General features: G+C 67.1%; 13 protein-coding genes. 8 read left to right on the forward strand and 5 right to left on the reverse strand.

The window, feature by feature from the left end; translation table 11 throughout:
- Positions 1-39: 39 nt before the first annotated feature.
- Together IGS60_RS15745 and IGS60_RS15750 are read right to left on the reverse strand one after the other, a co-directional pair.
- Positions 40-2,925: an EAL domain-containing protein gene (locus IGS60_RS15745; RefSeq protein ID WP_230505410.1), complete on the reverse strand. Its 2,886-nt coding sequence runs from the start codon at positions 2,923-2,925 to the stop codon at positions 40-42.
- Between the two features lie 153 nt (positions 2,926-3,078).
- Positions 3,079-3,855, reverse strand: a complete 777-nt coding sequence (locus tag IGS60_RS15750; RefSeq protein ID WP_070222982.1) for a transferase spermidine synthase — start codon at positions 3,853-3,855, stop codon at positions 3,079-3,081.
- 163 nt (positions 3,856-4,018) lie between these two features.
- Between IGS60_RS15750 and IGS60_RS15755 the strand changes: the two genes are divergently transcribed.
- From IGS60_RS15755 to IGS60_RS15765, 3 genes are all read left to right on the forward strand, one after another.
- On the forward strand, positions 4,019-4,294 hold the full coding sequence (locus IGS60_RS15755; protein WP_070222980.1) for a hypothetical protein: 276 nt from the start codon (positions 4,019-4,021) through the stop codon (positions 4,292-4,294).
- A gap of 37 nt (positions 4,295-4,331) precedes the next feature.
- Positions 4,332-5,483 carry a diguanylate cyclase gene (locus IGS60_RS15760; RefSeq protein WP_070222978.1) on the forward strand — a complete coding sequence of 384 codons (1,152 nt, stop codon included), beginning with the start codon at positions 4,332-4,334 and terminating at the stop codon, positions 5,481-5,483.
- A gap of 89 nt (positions 5,484-5,572) precedes the next feature.
- Positions 5,573-6,541, forward strand: a complete 969-nt coding sequence (locus tag IGS60_RS15765; protein ID WP_230505411.1) for an IS1595 family transposase — start codon at positions 5,573-5,575, stop codon at positions 6,539-6,541.
- 16 nt (positions 6,542-6,557) lie between these two features.
- Here the strand turns inward: IGS60_RS15765 and IGS60_RS15770 are convergent, their stop codons facing one another.
- Positions 6,558-6,896 (reverse strand): hypothetical protein, encoded by a 339-nt coding sequence (locus tag IGS60_RS15770; protein WP_230505412.1) that lies wholly within the window; start codon positions 6,894-6,896, stop codon positions 6,558-6,560.
- Between the two features lie 294 nt (positions 6,897-7,190).
- On the opposite strand from IGS60_RS15770, the gene IGS60_RS15775 reads away from it, so the two are divergent.
- The 4 genes from IGS60_RS15775 (at position 7,191) to fdhD (ending at position 11,575) form a co-directional block, all read left to right on the forward strand.
- Entirely contained in the window at positions 7,191-8,273 is a 1,083-nt protein-coding gene (locus IGS60_RS15775) for a calcium:proton antiporter (RefSeq protein ID WP_070219547.1), read from the forward strand.
- A 163-nt stretch (positions 8,274-8,436) separates the two neighbouring features.
- Positions 8,437-9,894, forward strand: a complete 1,458-nt coding sequence (locus tag IGS60_RS15780) for a Ppx/GppA phosphatase family protein (protein ID WP_070219545.1) — start codon at positions 8,437-8,439, stop codon at positions 9,892-9,894.
- Between the two features lie 93 nt (positions 9,895-9,987).
- A complete protein-coding gene (locus IGS60_RS15785; protein WP_230505413.1) occupies positions 9,988-10,680 on the forward strand; it encodes a hypothetical protein in 693 nt (230 codons plus the stop codon).
- Positions 10,681-10,747: 67 nt separating this feature from the next.
- Positions 10,748-11,575, forward strand: a complete 828-nt coding sequence (gene fdhD, locus IGS60_RS15790; RefSeq protein WP_230505414.1) for a formate dehydrogenase accessory sulfurtransferase FdhD — start codon at positions 10,748-10,750, stop codon at positions 11,573-11,575.
- Here fdhD and IGS60_RS28470 read toward each other — a convergent pair.
- Positions 11,551-12,057 (reverse strand): hypothetical protein, encoded by a 507-nt coding sequence (locus IGS60_RS28470; RefSeq protein WP_306798491.1) that lies wholly within the window; start codon positions 12,055-12,057, stop codon positions 11,551-11,553. The two genes, fdhD and IGS60_RS28470, sit on opposite strands and share 25 nt — an antisense overlap.
- A gap of 146 nt (positions 12,058-12,203) precedes the next feature.
- Between IGS60_RS28470 and IGS60_RS15805 the strand changes: the two genes are divergently transcribed.
- On the forward strand, positions 12,204-12,965 hold the full coding sequence (locus IGS60_RS15805) for a GNAT family N-acetyltransferase (protein ID WP_070219538.1): 762 nt from the start codon (positions 12,204-12,206) through the stop codon (positions 12,963-12,965).
- Here IGS60_RS15805 and IGS60_RS15810 read toward each other — a convergent pair.
- Positions 12,898-18,375: a CHAT domain-containing protein gene (locus tag IGS60_RS15810; RefSeq protein ID WP_230505415.1), complete on the reverse strand. Its 5,478-nt coding sequence runs from the start codon at positions 18,373-18,375 to the stop codon at positions 12,898-12,900. The genes IGS60_RS15805 and IGS60_RS15810 overlap by 68 nt on opposite strands.
- Between the last annotated feature and the right edge of the window lie 119 nt (positions 18,376-18,494).

The raw sequence follows: 18,494 nt of genomic DNA on the forward strand, positions 1-18,494 counted from the left end.
CTGACGACCGGGAGGAACAGGCGCTGCGCGCACGCCGCGTCAGGCTATGGCGTTCGTTTCCTTCGTTTCGGCCCGCAGCAGCAGTTCCACCTCGTGCGCGGGTAGCGGGTGACTGAAATAATAGCCTTGTGCCTCGTCGCAGCCATGGCGTCGCAGGTAATCGAGCTGCTCGGCCGTTTCCACGCCTTCGGCCACCACGCGCAGTTTCAGATTGTGCGCCAGGGCGATGATGGAGACGACGATGGCCGCGTCGTCCGCGTCGCGCGCCACGTCGCCGACGAAACTGCGGTCGATCTTCAGCACGTCGATGGGGAAGGTGCGCAGGTAGGCGAAGCTGGAATAGCCGGTGCCGAAGTCGTCGATCGACAGCTGCACCCCCAGCGCCTTCATGTCGTGCAGCTGGCTGACGGCCAGCGCCACGTCGTGCATGAACAGGCTTTCCGTCAGTTCCAGTTCCAGGCAGGCGGGCGGCAAGCCCGTTTCCAGCAGCACTGCGGCGATCGAGGCGACCAGGTTCGGTTCGTTGAACTGGCGCGCCGACAGGTTCACGGCCAGGCGCAAGGTGTCCAGTCCCGCCGCATGCCAGCGTTTCACCTGCGCGCACGCCTCGCGCATGACCCAGGCGCCGATCGGCACGATCAGGCCCGTATCCTCGGCCAGCGCGATGAAGCGCTGCGGCGCCACCATGCCCAGGTCCGGGTGTTGCCAGCGCAGCAGCGCTTCCACGCCGACGATACGCCCGCTGGCCAGGTCCACCTGCGGCTGGTAATGCAGCACGAACTGCTCGCGTTCGAGCGCGTTGCGCAGCGCCGTCTCGATGCGCAGGCGCTCCAGGGTCGCCTGGTTCATGGCCGTCGTGTAGAACTTGATGTTGTTGCGGCCTTGTTTCTTGGCGCAGTACATGGCGATGTCTGCCTGCTCGATCAGGTTCTGCGTCTCGCCATTCAGGGTCACGTCGCCGGGAGCGTCGTAGCGCGACATGTCGTAGACGGCCACGCCGATGCTGCAGGTGACGAAGAATTCCTTGCCATCCAACAGTACCGGCTGGGCCACGGCATCCATCACGCGCTGCACGATGGCGGCGCTGAGCACTTCGTCGGCCTGTTCGCACAGGATGGCGACGAATTCGTCGCCCGACAGGCGCGCCACCGTATCGGTTTCGCGCAGGCTGGCCTGCAGCCGCGTGGCGATGGTTTTCAGCAGCAGGTCGCCGGCCTTGTGGCCCAGGCTGTCGTTGACGAACTTGAAGCGGTCGAGGTCGATCAACAGCACCCACAGCGCGCGGTTCTTGCGGCGCGACAGGGCCATCGCTTGCGCCAGGCGGTCGCGCAGCAGGGCGCGGTTGGGCAAGCCCGTCAGCACGTCGTGGTGGGCGATGTGCTGGATTTGCTGCTCGGCCAGCTTGCGTTCCGTGATTTCGGAACCCGTGCCCCGGTAGCCGCGAAATTCGCCGAACTCGTTGAACAGCGGTTCGCCATTGACGCTGAACCAGCGCAGCTGGCCATTGCGGTCGTGCATCGCATATTCGAGGTTGGAAAAGGGCAGGTGGGCTTCCAGGTTGGCGATATGCTGCTTGCCCCAGCGCGAATTGCGCATCTCCGGGTTGTTGTCCCAGCGCGTCATGCCGATGAAGCGTTCCAGCGGCATGTTCGACTTGTCCGTGAAGCCGCTGGTGATGTGGGTGAAGCAGAAGTTGGCGTCCTGCTCCCAGTACCAGTCCGAGGACAAGGCCAGCAGGCGGCGGAAGCGCTTTTCGCTTTCCTGCAGGGCGCGTTCCGTGCGCTGGCGCGCGCGCACGTCGGCGCTGAGCAGCTCGTTGCTGCGCTTGAGGTCGGCAGTGCGCTGCTCCACCAGCAGCTGCACGCGGCGCGAGCGCTGCGTCAGCGATTGCACGAAGGCGGCCGTCAGCAAGCTGAACAGCAAGCCCATGATCACGGTGAACAGCGAGCCCAGGTGGTCGGCCAGGAAGGGCCGCGGATGGGCCACCACGCGCACGTGCCAGGGCCGGCCGGCGGAAAAAAAAGCACGGTCATAATGGCTGTGGTAGGCAAAGTGCAGCCAGCGCGGCAGCACCTCCCAGGTGACGCCCGCTTCGTCGGCAGGCGCCTGGCCGTGCCGGAAGATCAACTGGCGCGGGTCGGCGCCGGCGTCGGCATAGACGCTCAGTTCGAGCTGCGGGTCGCCCAGCAGGTCGGCGCCGGCGAGGATTTTCTGCACCAGTTCGCCAGCGCGCACGATGGCCGCCGTATCGCCGATCAGCGCCGCGCGCCGCTGCTGCACCGTTTGCAGGGGCACGCCGTGGCGGTACACGGGCCGTACGATGACGAAGCCCTGCTGCGGTCCCTGCGCCAGGGTCAGCAGGCCTGTGGCGGTGGTCTGGCCGCTGATGATCGATTGTTCCAGCGCGCGCGCCAGCATGCCGCTCGGGCTGACGTTCAGGCCGAAGGCGGGGCGGTTGCCCTGCAAGGGTTCGAGATAGTCGACCACCATGTAGCTGGCCCGCGTCGTCGCGGGCACGATGACGCCGTCGCGCATTTCCATCATGGCGTAGTCGGGCACGATACGCCGCAGCTCGGCTTCGAATGCCGCGCGCTGCGCATGCGGCACGATGCGGTGGAAATTAAAGGCCTGGATGAACGGGTGGCGCTGCAGCAGCGGCGTGGTGAAGTCGTGGAACTGTTCGCGCGTGACGGGCACGACGGCGGCAAACAGCTGGTTCGTCGTGGTCAGTACCTCGACCGCGTCGTCGAGTCCCTGCTCGATGGCGGCCACCCTGGCGCCGGCGCGTTGCTGCAGGCTCAGGCTCATCTTGTCGTATTCGAGCTGGCTGATGGCGGCGAACAGCACGGCCGTCACGCTGACGCCGCAGGCGAAGGTCAGCGCGGCCGCGGCGGAAATCGACAATGGCAGGCGGCCACGCAGCATGGTTTTTCCTATCTCACTTCATGGACACAATTGCTCGGCAGCACCTGCCGGCCCGCGCAGGCCGTAGTTTGTCATAAACCACATCCATCATGCGAATTTTGTACCAGATCGCTGCTAATAAGCAACAATATAGATGGCCATGGCGGACGACTATCAGTTGTCGCGTGCGCCTGATTGCCGGCGCAAACGCCACAGTTGCCATGCCGGCAGCAGCCGGTTCAGGAAAGCCAGGCCGCATACCCGGCGCCAGCGCACCAGGCGCACGACGCGCACGGCGCGGCCGTCGGCGCCTTGGCCTTGCTCAGGCTTGGCGGCGAAGATGATGCGGTTGTTGCCGGCGATGCCGTCGAAGTGACAGACGGCGCCGCGGAAGGTGAGCATCAGGCGCGCCAGCATGGCGGGATAGTGCTCGTCATAACTGAACAGGTTGGCCGCCAGCACGCCGCCGGGCAGCAGGGCGCGCAGGCAGTCCGCATAGAAGCGCGCGCTGCCGAGGGCGGGCGGCAAGCCCGTTTCGTCGTAGCCGTCGAGCAGCAGCACGTCGGCGCAGCCCGGATGCTGGCGGATATAGCTGACGGCATCCGTCTCGATGATGCGCAGGCGCGCGTCGTCGGGCGGCAGCATGAACTGCTCGCGCAGGGCGATCACGTCGGCGCGCAATTCCAGTACCGTGATGCGCGTGTCAGGCAGGTGGCGGTGGCAGAATTTCAGCAGCGAACCGCCGCCCAGGCCCACCATCAGGATGTGCCGCGGGCGCGGCACGAACAGGGTAAAGCACATCATGGCGCGCGCATAGCGCAGCAGCAGATGGTCGGGGCGCGACAGCAGCATTTCGCTCTGGATCATGCCGGGCTGGAATTCCAGGCGGCGCCGGTCGCCACAGGTATGCACCTGCGGGGCAAGTGGGGTGGTGCTTCTGTGTTCCGGCATGGGACGACTTCGCTGAGTGGACTGGGGAAGATGCTTTGTTGCATTCAGAGAAATCTGATAAGCTCCCGTGAGCATACCCGATTAATCCGCGCCGAGCATGCGTATATGCAGATATACGGCGCGCGGCGGCACGGCCGCGCAGTCGGGCACCATGGAGACAAGCATGTTTTTGGATCACCCCATCATTACGGCGACGAACAGTTTTACGGAGCCTGACCGCATCGAGCGGCTGACGCGCGTGTACGGCTACGCGGCGGCGCTGGCGGACCAGGCCGGCAATGTCGGCTTCATTGAAAAAGTGGCGCAGATCCACGACCACAAGGGCACCCTCATCGTGTTCTGGCACGAAGCGCCCAGCGACGTGGAAAAGCAGTATTTCGTGCAGGCGTGGGCCAGCAAGATCGGCGACGGCAGCACCAATGTCGAACACGAAATCTGACACAGCGTGCCGCGGCGGCGCGGCGATGGCGTAGCCCATGGATATCAAGACCCTGGTACTGGCCCTGGCGCTCGGCAACCTGAGCCTGTGCGCGGCCCTGTTTTTCTTCGAATACGAGCGCAAAAAGTCGCTCAGCATGTCCACCTGGGCGGTGGCCAAGCAATGCCAGGCCATCGCCTGGTGCCTGCTGTATTTCCGCGGCGTGCTGCCCGATTTCCTCTCCATCCTGCTCGGCAACAGCCTGCTGTTTGCCGGCATGGCGCTCGATGCGGGCGCGCTGTGGCAGGCGGCCGGGCGCGGCGGCTGGCGACGTTATGTCTTGCCGGCGCTGGGCCTGTCGGTGGCCCTGTTTGCCGCCTGCTACCTGTTCGACGTGGCGCCGCTGCTGCGCAGCGCCGGCGGCTCGCTCATCGTGGCCGGCTTTTTCCTCGCCGGCGTGGCCGCCCTGTGCCTGAAATGGCGCGAGGCGAGCATGCTGCGCCGCTTCCTCGTCGTCAGCATGGGCGTGCTGTCCTTGCTGATCGCCGCGCGCGGCGTGCTTGCCGCCACCGTTCCCGGTTTCGATGCGGAGCTGATGCAGCTGGCCGGCTTCGGCGCCCTGTACCTGATGATGCTGACGAACGCCTTCGGCTATCTGCTGCTGTCGCGTGAAAAACTGGGCGGCGAGCTGGCGCGCCTGGAAGTGCTCGACGCGGCCACGGGCGTGCCGAACCGGCGCGGCTTTTACCAGGCGCTGGCGCCGTGGATGGCGCTGGCGCGCCGGCCCGGCTTGCCGACGGCGCTGGTGGTGCTCAATATCGACCACTTCAAAAGAGTCAACGACAGCTATGGCCATCCGGTTGGCGACGCGGTGCTCAAAACCATCGTCGACACCTGCCGCCAGCAGCTGCGCGACAGCGACCTGATGGGCCGCCTGGGCGGCGCCGAATTCGCCATCCAGCTGCCGCGCACGACCCTGGCCGATGCGCTGATGGTGGCCGAACGCATCCGCGCCGCCGTCGAAGCGCTGCCCGTCAAGACGGAGCGTGCCGTGCTGCAGCTGACGGCCAGCCTGGGCGTGACCACCATCCGCGCCGAAGACAGCACCGTCAGCCTGTTCAAGCGGGCCGACGAGGCGCTGCAGGCGGCCAAGCAGGCGGGCCGCAACAGGGTGGTGGAGGCGCAGGGCGCCAGCACCCTCGATATCTAAGGCTCTGTTCCCGCTAAGTAGGGGAAGTTCAGGAATCTTCCCCAGCCCCGGCTGTCTGACTGTATATATCAGACAAACGGGAGCCTTTCATGCAGTCAGCCGAATGGAAAACCTTCATCACCCAGTTTGCCGCACTGAGCCGTCGCCAGCGTCAGGCGAGCACTGCTCTGCTGCGCGGGGCAGGATCGCAGAACGCCACCGTGGCACTGGTCGAAAGCGTGGCCCGGCAGCGGTTACACTGTCCAGCCTGCAACAGCAGCCATGCGCACCGGCACGGTCATGCGCACGGACTGCAGCGCTACCGCTGCGTGCCGTGCGGGCGCACCTTCAATGCGCTCACCGGCACGCCGCTGGCGCGCTTGCGCCACAAGACCTTGTGGCTCGACTACGCCGACTGCCTGCTCGAGTCGGCTTCCGTGCGCAAGGCGGCAAGCCAGCTGGGCGTGCACCGCAACACCGCCTTTCGCTGGCGCCACCGGTTTTTAAGCCTGGCCAAGACGGACCGGCCCCATTGCCTGCATGGCATCGCCGAAGCGAACGAGCTGTATGTGCTGGAATCGGAAAAGGGCGCGCGGCATCTGACGCGTCCGGCGCGCCGCCGAGGCGGCCATGCCCACAAGCGCGGCATTTCCAGTGAACAAGTCTGCATCCTGGTGGCGCGCGACCGCACGGGACAAACCCGCGATTTCGTCGCGGGAAAAGGGGCGCTGACCAAGGCGCAGCTGCATGCCTGCCTGCCGCCGGTGATCGACAAGGACATCTTGCTGATGACCGACGGCCACGCTGCCTATCGCGCCTTCGCGCGTGAAGCGGGCATCAGTCACCAGGCCGTCAATGTGCGTGCCGGCATCCGCGTGCAGGGCGCCGCCCACGTGCAGAACGTCAACGCGTATCACAGCCGCTTGCGCGGCTGGCTGCGCATCTTCCATGGCGTGGCCAGCCGTTATCTGCCGAATTACCTGGGGTGGCGCTGGATACTCGACGCCGGGCGCATCCGCTCCCCAGAAACATTATTGAAGGCAACACTGGGCGAGTTCCCACATTTGACGGTGACATAGCCATATCTAAACCGGCTTATTTCTTGTGCGAGCCCAGCCAGCTGGGTTCCTTGCCGCATTCTTTGGGCAAGAACAGCGCATCGAGGCCCGGATCGCAGCGCCGGTCAGGCGCCTTCATCGGCTCGACGCTGAGCCATTCGCTCTTGGGCAGTATCTTTTCTTCGCGTGGCGCCACGGGCGGCGCGGGCGGCAGGCTGTCTTGCCAGCGTGCCTCCGGGGCAGGCGCGGGCGCGGTGGCCCAGTTGGCGTCAATCTGCGCTGCCTGCGCCGGCGGTGTGTCCGCGTGCGCGGCGGCGCACAGCAGGCTGCCCGCGAAGAAGAACGCGCGCATGGCTGTGCTGTTTATGGAAATCATGGTTTGTCCTTGGTCGGTGCCCGGAAGGCGGACCCTGCATTATGACGGCGGCAGCAAGCAAAAAGACAAGAAAATTGCAACGGCATGTTACCAAAGGGACTATAGTTACTGGTAGCAAGCAGGTGCACTGTGGCAAGGTGATTGAAAGGCGGGTCAGGCGCGGGTCGCCGTCACTCGAGATGTGTATTCCCTAACTTGCATTTAAGCTAGGCAAGTTATGCTGTGGCATGCACGCCAGGCTGTCCTTTGCCGTCCGCACCGCGCCCCTCTTTTTTTACTCTTGCCAGGCCCATAATGAAAATGCTCAAATCCCTGCCTGTATGGCCGCTTGCCGCCCCGCTTGCCGGCTGGCTGTTCCTGTTCGGTTCCACCCTCAATCTCGGCGGCGCCTATCAGATCCTGCTGGTGGCTGGCCTGATCGGCAGCGTGCTGGCCGCCGTGTACCACGCGGAAGTGGTCGCGCACCGCATCGGCGAACCGTATGGCACCCTCGTGCTGGCGCTGGCCGTGACGCTGATCGAGGTGGCGCTGATCGTCTCGCTGATGCTGGCTGGCGGACCGGAAACGACGGGGCTGGCGCGCGACACCGTGTTTGCCGCCATCATGATCATTTTGAACGGCATCGTCGGCATCTGCCTGCTGCTGGGCGCGGGGCGCCACCGCGAGCAGACCTTCGGCCTGCTGGGCGTGAGCGCGTCGCTGGCCACCCTGGCGGCCATCGCCATTTTGACGCTGGTGCTGCCGAACTACACGTCGAGCGCCGCCGGCCCTTACTACAATTCCAGCCAGCTCATTTTCATCGCCGTGATCTCGCTGGTCCTGTACGGCACTTTCGTGCTGGTGCAGACGGTGCGTCACCGCGATTACTTCCTGCCCAAGGAAGCCGTCGGCGATGAAGAGGTGCATGCGGCGCCGCCCACGCCCACCGTCGCCTGGGTCAGCGCCGGTGCGCTGCTGGTGTGCCTGGGCGCCGTGGTGCTGCTGGCCAAGTCGCTGGCGCCCGCGCTGGAGACGGCCATTGCCGCCATGGGCGCGCCGAAAACCCTGGTCGGCATCGTCATCGCCGCCATCGTGCTGCTGCCCGAAGGCCTGGCCGCCGTGCGCGCCGCGCGCGCGAACCGCCTGCAAACGAGCTTGAACCTGGCGCTCGGCTCCGCGCTGGCCAGCATCGGCCTGACAATACCGGCCGTGGTGGTGGTGTCGCTGGCCACGGGCCTGACGATTACGCTGGGACTCGATATCAAGTCGACGGTGCTGTTGCTGCTGTCGCTGATGGTGGCCACCCTGTCGCTGGGCACGGGCCGCACCACGGTCATGCAGGGCACGGTGCACCTGGTGATTTTCGCCGTGTATCTCTTTACCACCATCGTTCCATAAGCTGCCGCACGGCTGCCGTTTTGTCACAATCCTGTCACGCCGCTGTCATACGATGAGGGTAGTGTGGTAGGATTTTTAAATCGTTTAAATGATTTATATAGTTTAGCAACTGAATTTGCCAACTTTTTCAGTTGGCACAGTCATGACAAGACAAGAGGCCAGTATGTATGCAGCGGTGGACCTGGGGTCCAACAGTTTTCGTTTACACGTCGGCAAGCATGATGGCGACACCATCCGCGTGGTCAAGAGCGTGCGCGATCCGATACGCCTGGCCGCCGGTCTGGACGCCAATGGCGACCTGACCGAAGCGGCCATGCAGGGCGCACTGGCCTGCCTGCAGCGCTTTCGCGCCATTCTCGCCGGCTTCGAACTCGATGCCGTGCGCGTGGTGGCCACGTCGGCCATGCGCGTGGCACGCAACGGCGCCGTCTTCCTGCCGCTGGCCGAGCAAGCCATCGGCTACCCGATCGAGATCATCTCGGGCGAGGAAGAGGGGCGTTTGATCTACATGGGCGTGGCCAATGCGCTGGCCATTCCCGGCGAACGCCGGCTGGTGATGGATATCGGCGGCGGTTCGACCGAACTGATACTGGGGCGCGGCAACGATATCGAACGCGTGGAATCCTTCAGCCTGGGCACGGTCAAGCAAAGCCTGTCGTTCTTCATCGGCGGACGCATCGACGCGCCGTCGTTCGAGGCGGCCATCCTGTCGGCGCGCAGCCATTTCGAGGATGCCGCGCCGCCATACCATCCGCAGCACTGGAAGACGGCCTACGGCTCTTCCGGCACCATCCGCACGATCGCCGACATCATCGCCCGCAACAAGCTTGGTGACGGCTTGCTCACCAGCGTCAGCCTCGATGCGCTGGCGCGCCGCTTCATCGAACTCGGTCACACCAGCCGCATCGACATGCCGGGCTTGCGCCCCGACCGCGCCAGCACCATCGTCGGCGGCCTGGCCATCTTGATCGGCCTGTTCCGCGAATTGGCCATTCCCGCCATGACGCCGATCGAGGCGGGTTTGCGCATGGGCGTGATGTGGGACCTGTACCTGCGTTCGACCAAGCGCGACCGCCGCGAACAGTCGGTGCAGGGCTGCATGGAGAAATTCCATATCGACCAGCAGCGCGCCGGCCGGGTGGCCGAGCAGGCGCTGGCCATGTACGCGCAGCTCAAGCCCACGTCCGATGCCCTGGTGAAATGCCTGCGCTGGAGCAGCCTGCTGCACGAGGTGGGTCTGGCCGTGTCGCAGACGGGCTATCACAAGCACGCATCCTACATCGTGGAAAATGCGGACTTGCCCGGTTTTACCACGCGCGAACAGAAGACCATGAGCCGGCTGATCCTGGCGCAGAAGGGCAACTTGCGCAAGATCGGCGAGGTGCTGTCCGACCCCGATTTTGCCAAGGCCGTGCTGGCGCTGCGCCTGTCGATTCTGCTCATGCATGCGCGCATCGAGGCCGATTTCAGCGAACTGCGCCTGCGCATGAAGAGCCGCATCGAACTCGACATCAAGCGCGGCTGGGTGGCGCACCATCCCACCGTGTCGTTCTGGATCGAGAAGGAGCAGGAATTCTGGGATGAGGTCGGGGTCGATTTCACCATCCGCGCCAGCGCCTAGAAGGTCATGGCATGCGCATGACTTGATGTGCAGCAAGCAAGATTTCAAAAAACAGTATATATTGTTTATATTATTTACTAGATTGGAGAATTCATGACCAAAACCACCCCAGCGAAAAAGGCCGACAGCGCGCCCGTATCGATGTTCCCGACCAGCGCATCGATCAACGCGGCAGCGGCCAAGGCCGCACCGGCCGCCAAGCCTGCAGTGAAGCCCGCCGCGAAGCCGGCAGCCAAGCCGGTGGCCAAGGCCGCCGTCAAGCCAGTGGCCGCCAAACCGGCCGCTGCGAAACCTGTGGCCGCCAAGCCCGCCGCCGCCAAGGCGCCTGCCGCCAAGCCGGCGGCCAAGGCCGTCGTGGCCAAACCTGTCGCCAAGGCCGCTGCCAAGCCGGCCGCCAAGACGGCAGTAAAAACCGTTGCCAAGCCAGCGGCCAAGGTTGCTGCAAAGCCCGCCGCCAAGCCGGCAGCGAAAACCGCCGTCAAACCGGCTGCCAAGGCCGCCGCCAAGCCTGCGCCAGCGAAAAAAACGCCGGTCGCCAAGGTCGCCGCCGTCAAGGAAAAAGCCCGCAAGCCGAAACTGGTGCGCGACAGCTTTACCATGCCGGAAGCGGAATACGAAGTCCTGGGCCAGGTCAAGAAAGCCTGCCTGAAGGCCGGATTCGAGATCAAGAAAAGCGAATTGCTGCGCATCGGCGTGGCGCTGATCAGTCAGATCGACCTGGCCACGCTGCAAAACGTGCTGGCCGGTTTGCCGCAGCTGAAAACGGGCCGTCCGAAGAAGGATTGATGGCGCGGGCAGGGGCCGCCCCCTGCCTGGCCGTTCTGGTTTACCATGGGGCCTGTGATAGTTCCCCATGGTTGCCATGTCAGAAGAAACAGAGATCGAACGCGCCGGCTTCGTCGAGCGCGCCATCGTCCGCCATCGCGCGGGCCAGTCCACCGATGCCATCGACCACGTCGCCGAGGAAATCCCCGTCGCGCTGGTCTTCAATGGCATTTCCCACGTCGTCATGATGGCCACCCCGCGCGACCTGGAAGCGTTTGCCTACGGTTTTGCGCTGACGGAAGGCGTGGTGGCATCGGCTGCCGCCATCTTCGATTGCGAAGTGTTGCTGCGTCCCGATTCCGCCGAAGTGTCCTTGAGCATCGCGCAGGAGGATTTCGTGCGCCTGAAGGACCGGCGCCGCCAGCTGACGGGCCGCACGGGCTGCGGCGTGTGCGGCATCGACAGCATCGACATGCTCGATTTGCGGCCCGCGGCGCTGCCGCCGTCCCTGATCCGCGTCGACTTGCCCGCCGCGCTGGCGCGCGCATCGGCCGGCTTGCGCGAGCACCAGGCGCTGATGCGGGAAACGGGCGGCGTGCACGCGGCCGCGTGGTGCACGCCCGACGGCGACATCGTGCACGTGTTCGAGGATGTCGGCCGGCACAATGGTCTCGACAAGCTGATTGGCTACCTGGCGCTGCACGATATCGACATGCGGCGCGGCTTCGTCTTCCTGTCCAGCCGTGGCAGCTACGAGCTGGCGCGCAAGGCGGCGCGCATGCAGATACCCGTGCTGGCGACGATTTCCGCCCCCAGTTCGCTGGCCATTTCCATCGCCACGCAGGCCGGCATGAAGCTGGTGGGTTTCTGCCGTCAGGACGCGTACGTGGACTACACGCCGGATATCGGCATCTGAACATTCGCAGCTTGCAGCAGCACCGGCACGGACTTCGACGTCGGCGTGCCGGCGCCGTCGGCCGTGCTGGCCGGCGGCACCAGCGCATTCGTCTCCGGGTAGTAGGCGCCCAGGCAGCCGCGCGGGATGTCATAGGCGACCAGCCGGAAACCGTCGGCCCGGCGTGCCACGCCATCGTCCCAGCCGCCTATCAAATCGACCATGTCGCCATCCGTAAAATCCAGCATGGCGATATCGGCCGCATTGGCGGCGACGGCCTTGGCGCCGTTTTCGCAAATGGCGAACGTGGACGCGTGGTGGCGGTCGGGCCAGGCGCAGCCGGGGCAATCGAAACCGTCCGGCTGGTTTTGCGCCAGCAGCGCCTTCAGATTCCCGGGCGCGACGCGCTCCTGGCGCAGGCTGATGGCCGCGTGTTTCAAGGCGTCCCAGCCGGCGGCAGGCTTGGTGTAGGGCGTGATGTGGACGGCGTCGGTGTCTGTCATGGGCTCTTTCGGCCGGGCGAGTGTGGTAATTATGCACGATCCCCGCATGGCATTGCCTTGCGTCATGGAAATGACATTCGGCTGTCATTTTCCTGACATATTAGGCAAGTACGCTGGAGTCGTCTTGATCACAGGGGGATGAAACCATGCAAAACATAATCGCATCAAACGAAGCCAAGGCCCGGCCGGTCCAGCTGGTGCTGAGCCAGGCCTCCACGGCGGCGGAATTGCGCGAAGTCCAGCGTTTGCGTTACAAGGTGTTTATCGAGACGATGGGATTGACGTCGCTGGCCAACGCCGATGGCCTCGACAGCGATGAATTCGACGCGCACTGCGATCACCTGATCGTACGCGACGCCGACACCCTGAAAGTGGTGGGCACCTACCGCGTGCTGAGCGCGGCCAAGGCGGCCAAGATCGGCCGCCTGTATGCGGAAAACGAGTTCGACCTGAGCCGCCTGAAGAACCTGCGCGGGCGCATGGTCGAAGCGGGCCGCGCCTGCATCCACCCGAAATACCGGGGCGGCAGCGTGATCATGCTGCTGTGGTCGGGCCTGGCCGAGTACATGCGCCGCGAGCGCTGCGACTACCTGGTCGGCTGCGCCAGCATCAGCCTGGCCGATGGCGGCCACAACGCCGTCGCCGTGTACCAGGCGCTGGCGGAAAAGCACATGGCCCCAAGCGAGTACCGCGTCACGCCGCACCTGCCTTTCCCCATCCACCAGGTGGAAGCGGCGCACAAGCCGCAAGTGCCGCCGCTGATCAAGGGCTATCTGCGTTCGGGCGCCTGGATTTGCGGCGAGCCGGCCTGGGATCCTGATTTCGAAAGCGCCGACATGTTCATGATGATGCCGCTGGCGAATCTGGACGAGCGCTATGCGCGTCATTACGGGGTGGTGCCTGGCTAAGGCTGCCAGGGCTCGCGCCGGGCAGTGAGGCCTGCAGCTGGCTGGCCAGCGCCTGCACGGCGCTGCGCAAGCCGGTGTCCGGGCTGTCGGGCGGCAGCAGTTCGAGCAGGAAGCGCAGCGGCGCCGTGATCGTTTCGGGTTCGCCGATGCTGCCGTGGCGCCGCACGGCGTCGTGGTACAGGGCCAGGAAGGCGGCGCGCGCGGAAGAGTCGAAGGACTGGCCGTCCGGCGCCTGCCACAGGGCCGCCAGCAGGGCGGCGCGCACGGGGGCGCCGGCGTCGATGGCGCGGTGTTCATCCGCGTGGCGCTGGCGCGCATAGGCGATGGCGTCGTGCAGCAAGTCGCCCAGCTGCGGATCGAGCGCGCGCCAGGCGCCGCCGTCGCCATGGGCTTTCAGCAGCAGGGCGCCCGCCAGCGCCTGGAAAATCAGGTCGCAGTCGGCCGCGCCGCTGCGCCGCCGCGCTTCTTCCAGCGCGGCCAGGCAGGCGTCCGTCATGGCGCGCAGGGCCGATGCGCCGGAGTTTCCTTCGCGGCAGGCCAGGCGCGCCTGCAAGGCCCAGTAGCGTCCCAGCAGGGCCAGGCGCTGCGCCGTGGGCGCCAGCGCCACCAGCAGGTCGATATGCTGTTTTCCATCCTGCAGCAGCTGGCGTCCCGGGGCCGGGTCGGGCACGGCGGGCACTTCGATGCCGGCACCCGCATCGAGGCCGCACAGGGCCGCGCCCTGGCGTATCTCCAGTTCCGCCCAGTGCGCGAGCGCGCGCAAGCCCACCTTGCCGTCGGCCGCGCTGTGCGCCGCCCGGTAATGTTCGATGGCGCGCAGGGTGTTCTCCAGTCCACCGAGACCGGCGCGCGTGGCGGCCATGTTTTCGCGGATGTCGGCGCAGCCGAAGAAGCGCGCGCGCACGGCTTCCTCGATGCTGCCCAGCTTTTCCTCGATGGCCGCGCGGCGCGCAGGATCGGCGCCCGCCAGGCGCGCGTGCAGGGTTTCCAGGTCGGCCAGCAAATGGCCGTGGTAGTGGTAATCGGGCGCTTGCCAGGGCCGGCTCTGCGTGTTCGGAAAGCGGTAGCGGTCGTCGCCGTACGCCTGGTAGGCGCCCCAGGTGTTCGAGGCGGGAAATTGCAGATACGCCGCCTCGCGCGCCAGGCGCACGGCGTCGCCGAAGTATTCGCCGCTCAGCATGGCGTGATAAAAGCTGTGCGCGAAGATGCTGGCCGCCTGGTCGTCGATGCGCCAGCCGGCCGCGATCACCGCCTGCGAGCCCATTTCAATGAAGGCCGTGGCCAGGCTGGCGGCCAGTTTCGACCACGGCGCGATGGCGTCCGGGCGCATGTCGCCCAGGTGGCAGCAATTGATGAAGACGAATTGCGGCACGCGCTTCAATTTCCCCACCTGCGCCGCCGTCAGCCGCGTCTTCGGTCCCAGCACCAGGCCCGTATGGGCGATGCCGGGGCCGGCCACTTCGCCATGGCCGGCCAGGTGGATGGCGAAATAGCGCTCGTCGAACAGGTGCACCAGCACGCGCTGCGCCTGCGGGCGCAGCAGCTCGCGCACCTGGTAGCCGTACGCGCCGAACATGCGCGCCACGTCCTGCGCTTCGGCCTGCGCGGCGGGCAGCTCGGGCAGGCCGGAATCGGTGTCGCCGATCACCAGCACGCTGTTGCTGGGCGGGCTGACGGCCGGCGGCTGCTCGCGCAGGCTGGCCAGCTGGCGCACCATGCCGATGCGCGTCGACAGGGGGCTTTCCTCGCTGCCCGCCTCGTCGCGCATGAGTTCCCACGGATAGATGGCGGCGCTCTGGTCGACGGCCAGGATCAGGCCGCGCATCTCGGGGATGGCCGCCTTCAGGCCATTGGGCAGCATCAGTTCGTACAGCGCGCGCGACAGGCCCGGCTGGTCGGTAGTGTTGTCGGTGGCGTCCATGATCAGGCCATCGACGGCTTGCCGCTGGTTCGGCTCCTCGTCGACGCTGTTGTGGGCGCGGTCCGTCAGCACGGTGAAGCGCAGGGCGCCCGACAGATCGGCGGCGACGATCTGCACGCGGCGCCAGCCGTTGTCGCCGCTCAGGCTGGGCAGGATGCGCCGGTAGCCGCCCGGGCTGTGGCGGATGCGCCGCTCGAACGTGAAGCTGCCCTGGTAGCGCGCTTCGGCCATGATCTGTTCGATGGCCACGGCGGCGGCGATGGCGCGCGCCTCGGACTGTTCGTAGATGGCGATATGGCCGATGCGGCAGGTCATGCCCGCGTCTTCGAGGCGCCGGTTGGCGCTGCGCGCGCCGTCGATCAGGGCCCGCGCGCACAGGGCGATGCTCAAGCCGCCGTAGCCGGAACCGGACAGCAGGCTGGCCACGCGCAAGCCGTGCTCGCCCATCGGCGGCGCGGCCACATGGCCGGCGGCGCGCACCTGCAGGCAGACGCACGCGTATTCGAGCAGGCCGCCGGCAAAGGCGCGCGCCAGTTCGCCCGGCGTCAGCTCGCCCAGCGCGCCCAGGCCGATGACGATGGCGCCGCCGGGCCGGCGCGCCGCATCGGGCTGCAGCACCACGAGGGCGGAGTCGGGGCGCTGCGGAAAACGCCCGAGCGCATGGATTTCCTGCAGCTTGCCGGCCAGCAGACGGTCGAGAAAGCTCATGCTGCCGCGCAGCGATTCGGACGCGTAGCAGCCGCTCATGACGGGCGCATCGGCCGAGGCCATGCTGCCGTGGATGACGGATAAGCTCAGCTGCGGCGCGCGGCTTTCCGGCGCGCTGGCGGGCCCGGCGGCGCCGATGGCCGCATCGAGCAATTCCTGCGGCTGCGGGTACAGCGGCGTGGCGTCGGGCACGTAGGGATGGAAGCGGGGCGGGGCGCCGCCCGGCGAGTGCGGCGGGTGCCGGGGCAGGGCGGCGCCCTGGCCGCCGTCGAGCAGCTGCGCGATGGCTGGGTAGTATTCTTTTTGCAGCAGCAGGTCGCCATGCGCCACCGGCAGGTAGCAGGCCGCCACGCCGTCCGGCACCGCGCCTTGCCAGGCCGTGCGGCCATCGCCGTCCGGCGACCAGGCCGTTTCGATGGCGCCGTCGCGCAGGCGCAGCGCCACCGGCGTGTCGGCGCAGCCGGCCAGGTAGCTGCAATGGCGCGCGTCGAGCGGGGCCGCTTCCAGCAGGGCCACGGTGGCGCGCGCCGCGGCCAGCGCCGGCGCCTCGGGCGCCTGCCAGCCGCCGGGCAGGCCCGCTTGCGCGTCGCCGGCGGCCAGCTGCGCCCAGGCGCCGGCGTCGAAATAATCGATGCCGCCCGCCTGTGGCCACGGCAGCATGTCGAGCACGCCGGGAAAGGCGCGCACGAAGCCGAGAAACTGGCGCCGAGTGTGCTTCCAGCCGATCCAGCAGGCCAGCATCTGCACCAGCCGGTCGCGCCCCAGCAGCACTTGCACCATCGCCTGCGTGCCACGGTTGGCCGTGCCCACCTGCAGCAATCGGCTGCCGGGCAGGGCGCCGAAGCGCTGCCAGCGGTCCTTCAGGGCCAGACGCGCTACCAGTCCACCCATGCCATGGGCGACGATGCGCAACGGTTGGCCGCGCTGCTCGGCGTCGCGCATGGCGTCGTCGAGCACGGGCAGGAAGGCGCGGCACGACTCCTGCAGCGACAAGCGCCAGTCATAGGTAAAGGGCCGCACTTCCTGGCTTTGCGCGAGAAAGCGGGCGAACGGTTCATAGCAGGACTCGAGCCAGCCGGCGCTGACGATGTGCGGCTGGCCCACGGCCAGGCGTTCGATGCGCCCTTCGACCAGGTTGACGGGGTCGAACCAGATGCGGTTGCTGCCCACTTGCAGGTGGCTGCCCATGATGTCGGGCAGCAGCAGCACGATGGGCGCGTGCGCGCGCCTTTTCGGCACTTCGCCGCCGCGCGCCAGCGGGCCGTGCTCGATGCCCGGCAGCGGCTGGTAGGCGGTCTCGTCGCCGGCGAGCGCCTGCACGGCGGCCTGGCTCGATGGCGCGCGCTCGAAGTAGTTCAGGTGGTGCGTGTGCGGCCCGCGCAGCAGCAGTTGCCGCACGGGTGTGCTGCGCGTGGCGCCGCCGGCCATCGAGGCGCAATTGACCACCAGGTCGTTCTGCCCGCCGTACAGCTGGTCGTCGAGGCAGTCGCCCAGCCAGCCCAGCAGGCCGTCGCCGCTGCACGCGCCGGCCAGCACGTGCAGCGGACTGGCCACGCGCACGTCGGGCGCGTTGAGCAGCGCCACCAGGGGCGAGTCGGGCATCATCGCTTCCAGTCCCGGCAGGATGCGCGCGTCGCAGCGCTGCTGCACCACGGCCAGCAGGAAAGCCATGGCGCCGTCGGGAACGCCGCCGTGCAGCAGCAGGTTGAACATCACGCTGGCCCAGCGGTCGAGGCGGCCCGACATCAGGGTGGTGCCACGCGACGGGCAAGCCACGCGCACGAAACGGGCGATGCGGATGGCACGTGTTTTCAGTTCCACGCTCAATTCGCGCAGGCGCACCGCATCCGCGTCGTGGCCGCTGCGTCCGCCCAGCCGCGCCTGCGCCGTGAAATGCTCGATATCGTGGCTGTTGAACGCTTCGCCGCCCACCGTGTTTTCGCTCAACCGCTCCAGGCCGTCGCCGGCCAGGTCGACGGCGCCGCGGCTGTCGATGCGCTGCGCCCGGGCCAGCAATTCGCCCACCAGGCCGCCGCGCGAATGGGTCAGCAGGTGCAGCACGGCGCCGTGCTGCAACTGGCGCACGAGGGCCAGCGCGTTCTCGATGGGACTGTCGCTGAGGCTGCGGTGCTCATAGCCGTAGATGCGGTTGCCGTACTGCGCCGCCAGTTGCGGCGCCAGGCCGTTGCGCCACAGGCCGGCAAAGCTGCGCTGGGTCGACGAGGCCGTGCCGTGCAACAGCAGCAGCACCGGTTCCGGCCCGGCGGGCAGGCTGGCGACGGCCGTCATGCCGCCCGCCTCGATGCCGCAGCGGTACAGGCCCAGCCGTTGTTCCAGCTGGCGGTCCTGGAAGGCGCCGGCCGCCGCCAGCGCCGTCATGGCGGCGGCGCCGCAGCGGTACACGCGCACGGCCCGCAGCATCCAGGCGCCCAGGCCGTCGCGGCTGGCGCCGGGCGGCGGGCGCGCCGCCTGCGGGCGCAGGGCCAGCCCCACTTCGATGCTGGCGGGCGCGCCGTCGCGCGCCAGCGTGGCCGGCCCCAGGTAGCGTGGCAGGTCCAGGCTGCCTGCCAGCAGCGAACTGCCGTCGCACAGCAGCAGCTGCACCACGTCGGCCGGGCCGATATCGAGGGCGATGCGGCAGCTGCCGATGCCGCGCGCGCTCGACAGCACGTGGGTTTCGCTGTGCCAGCCGGGCGCGGCGGGGCAATCGCCGGCGCTGGCGAGGGGATCGCGCGTGAGCGTCAGGCGCAGCACGGGCGGCGCAAGGGGATTGCTGGACATGCGGTTGGGATCACTGGTTAAAAGCTGACCTTGATGCCTGCGCGGACTATGCGTGTTGTTTCAGATCAAGTATGTGTGGAAATGCAGGGGGAGAAGCTGGGAGGGCTGGCGCGGCAGGG

Source organism: Janthinobacterium sp. FW305-128 (assembly GCF_020858135.1).
Taxonomy (GTDB): domain Bacteria; phylum Pseudomonadota; class Gammaproteobacteria; order Burkholderiales; family Burkholderiaceae_D; genus Janthinobacterium.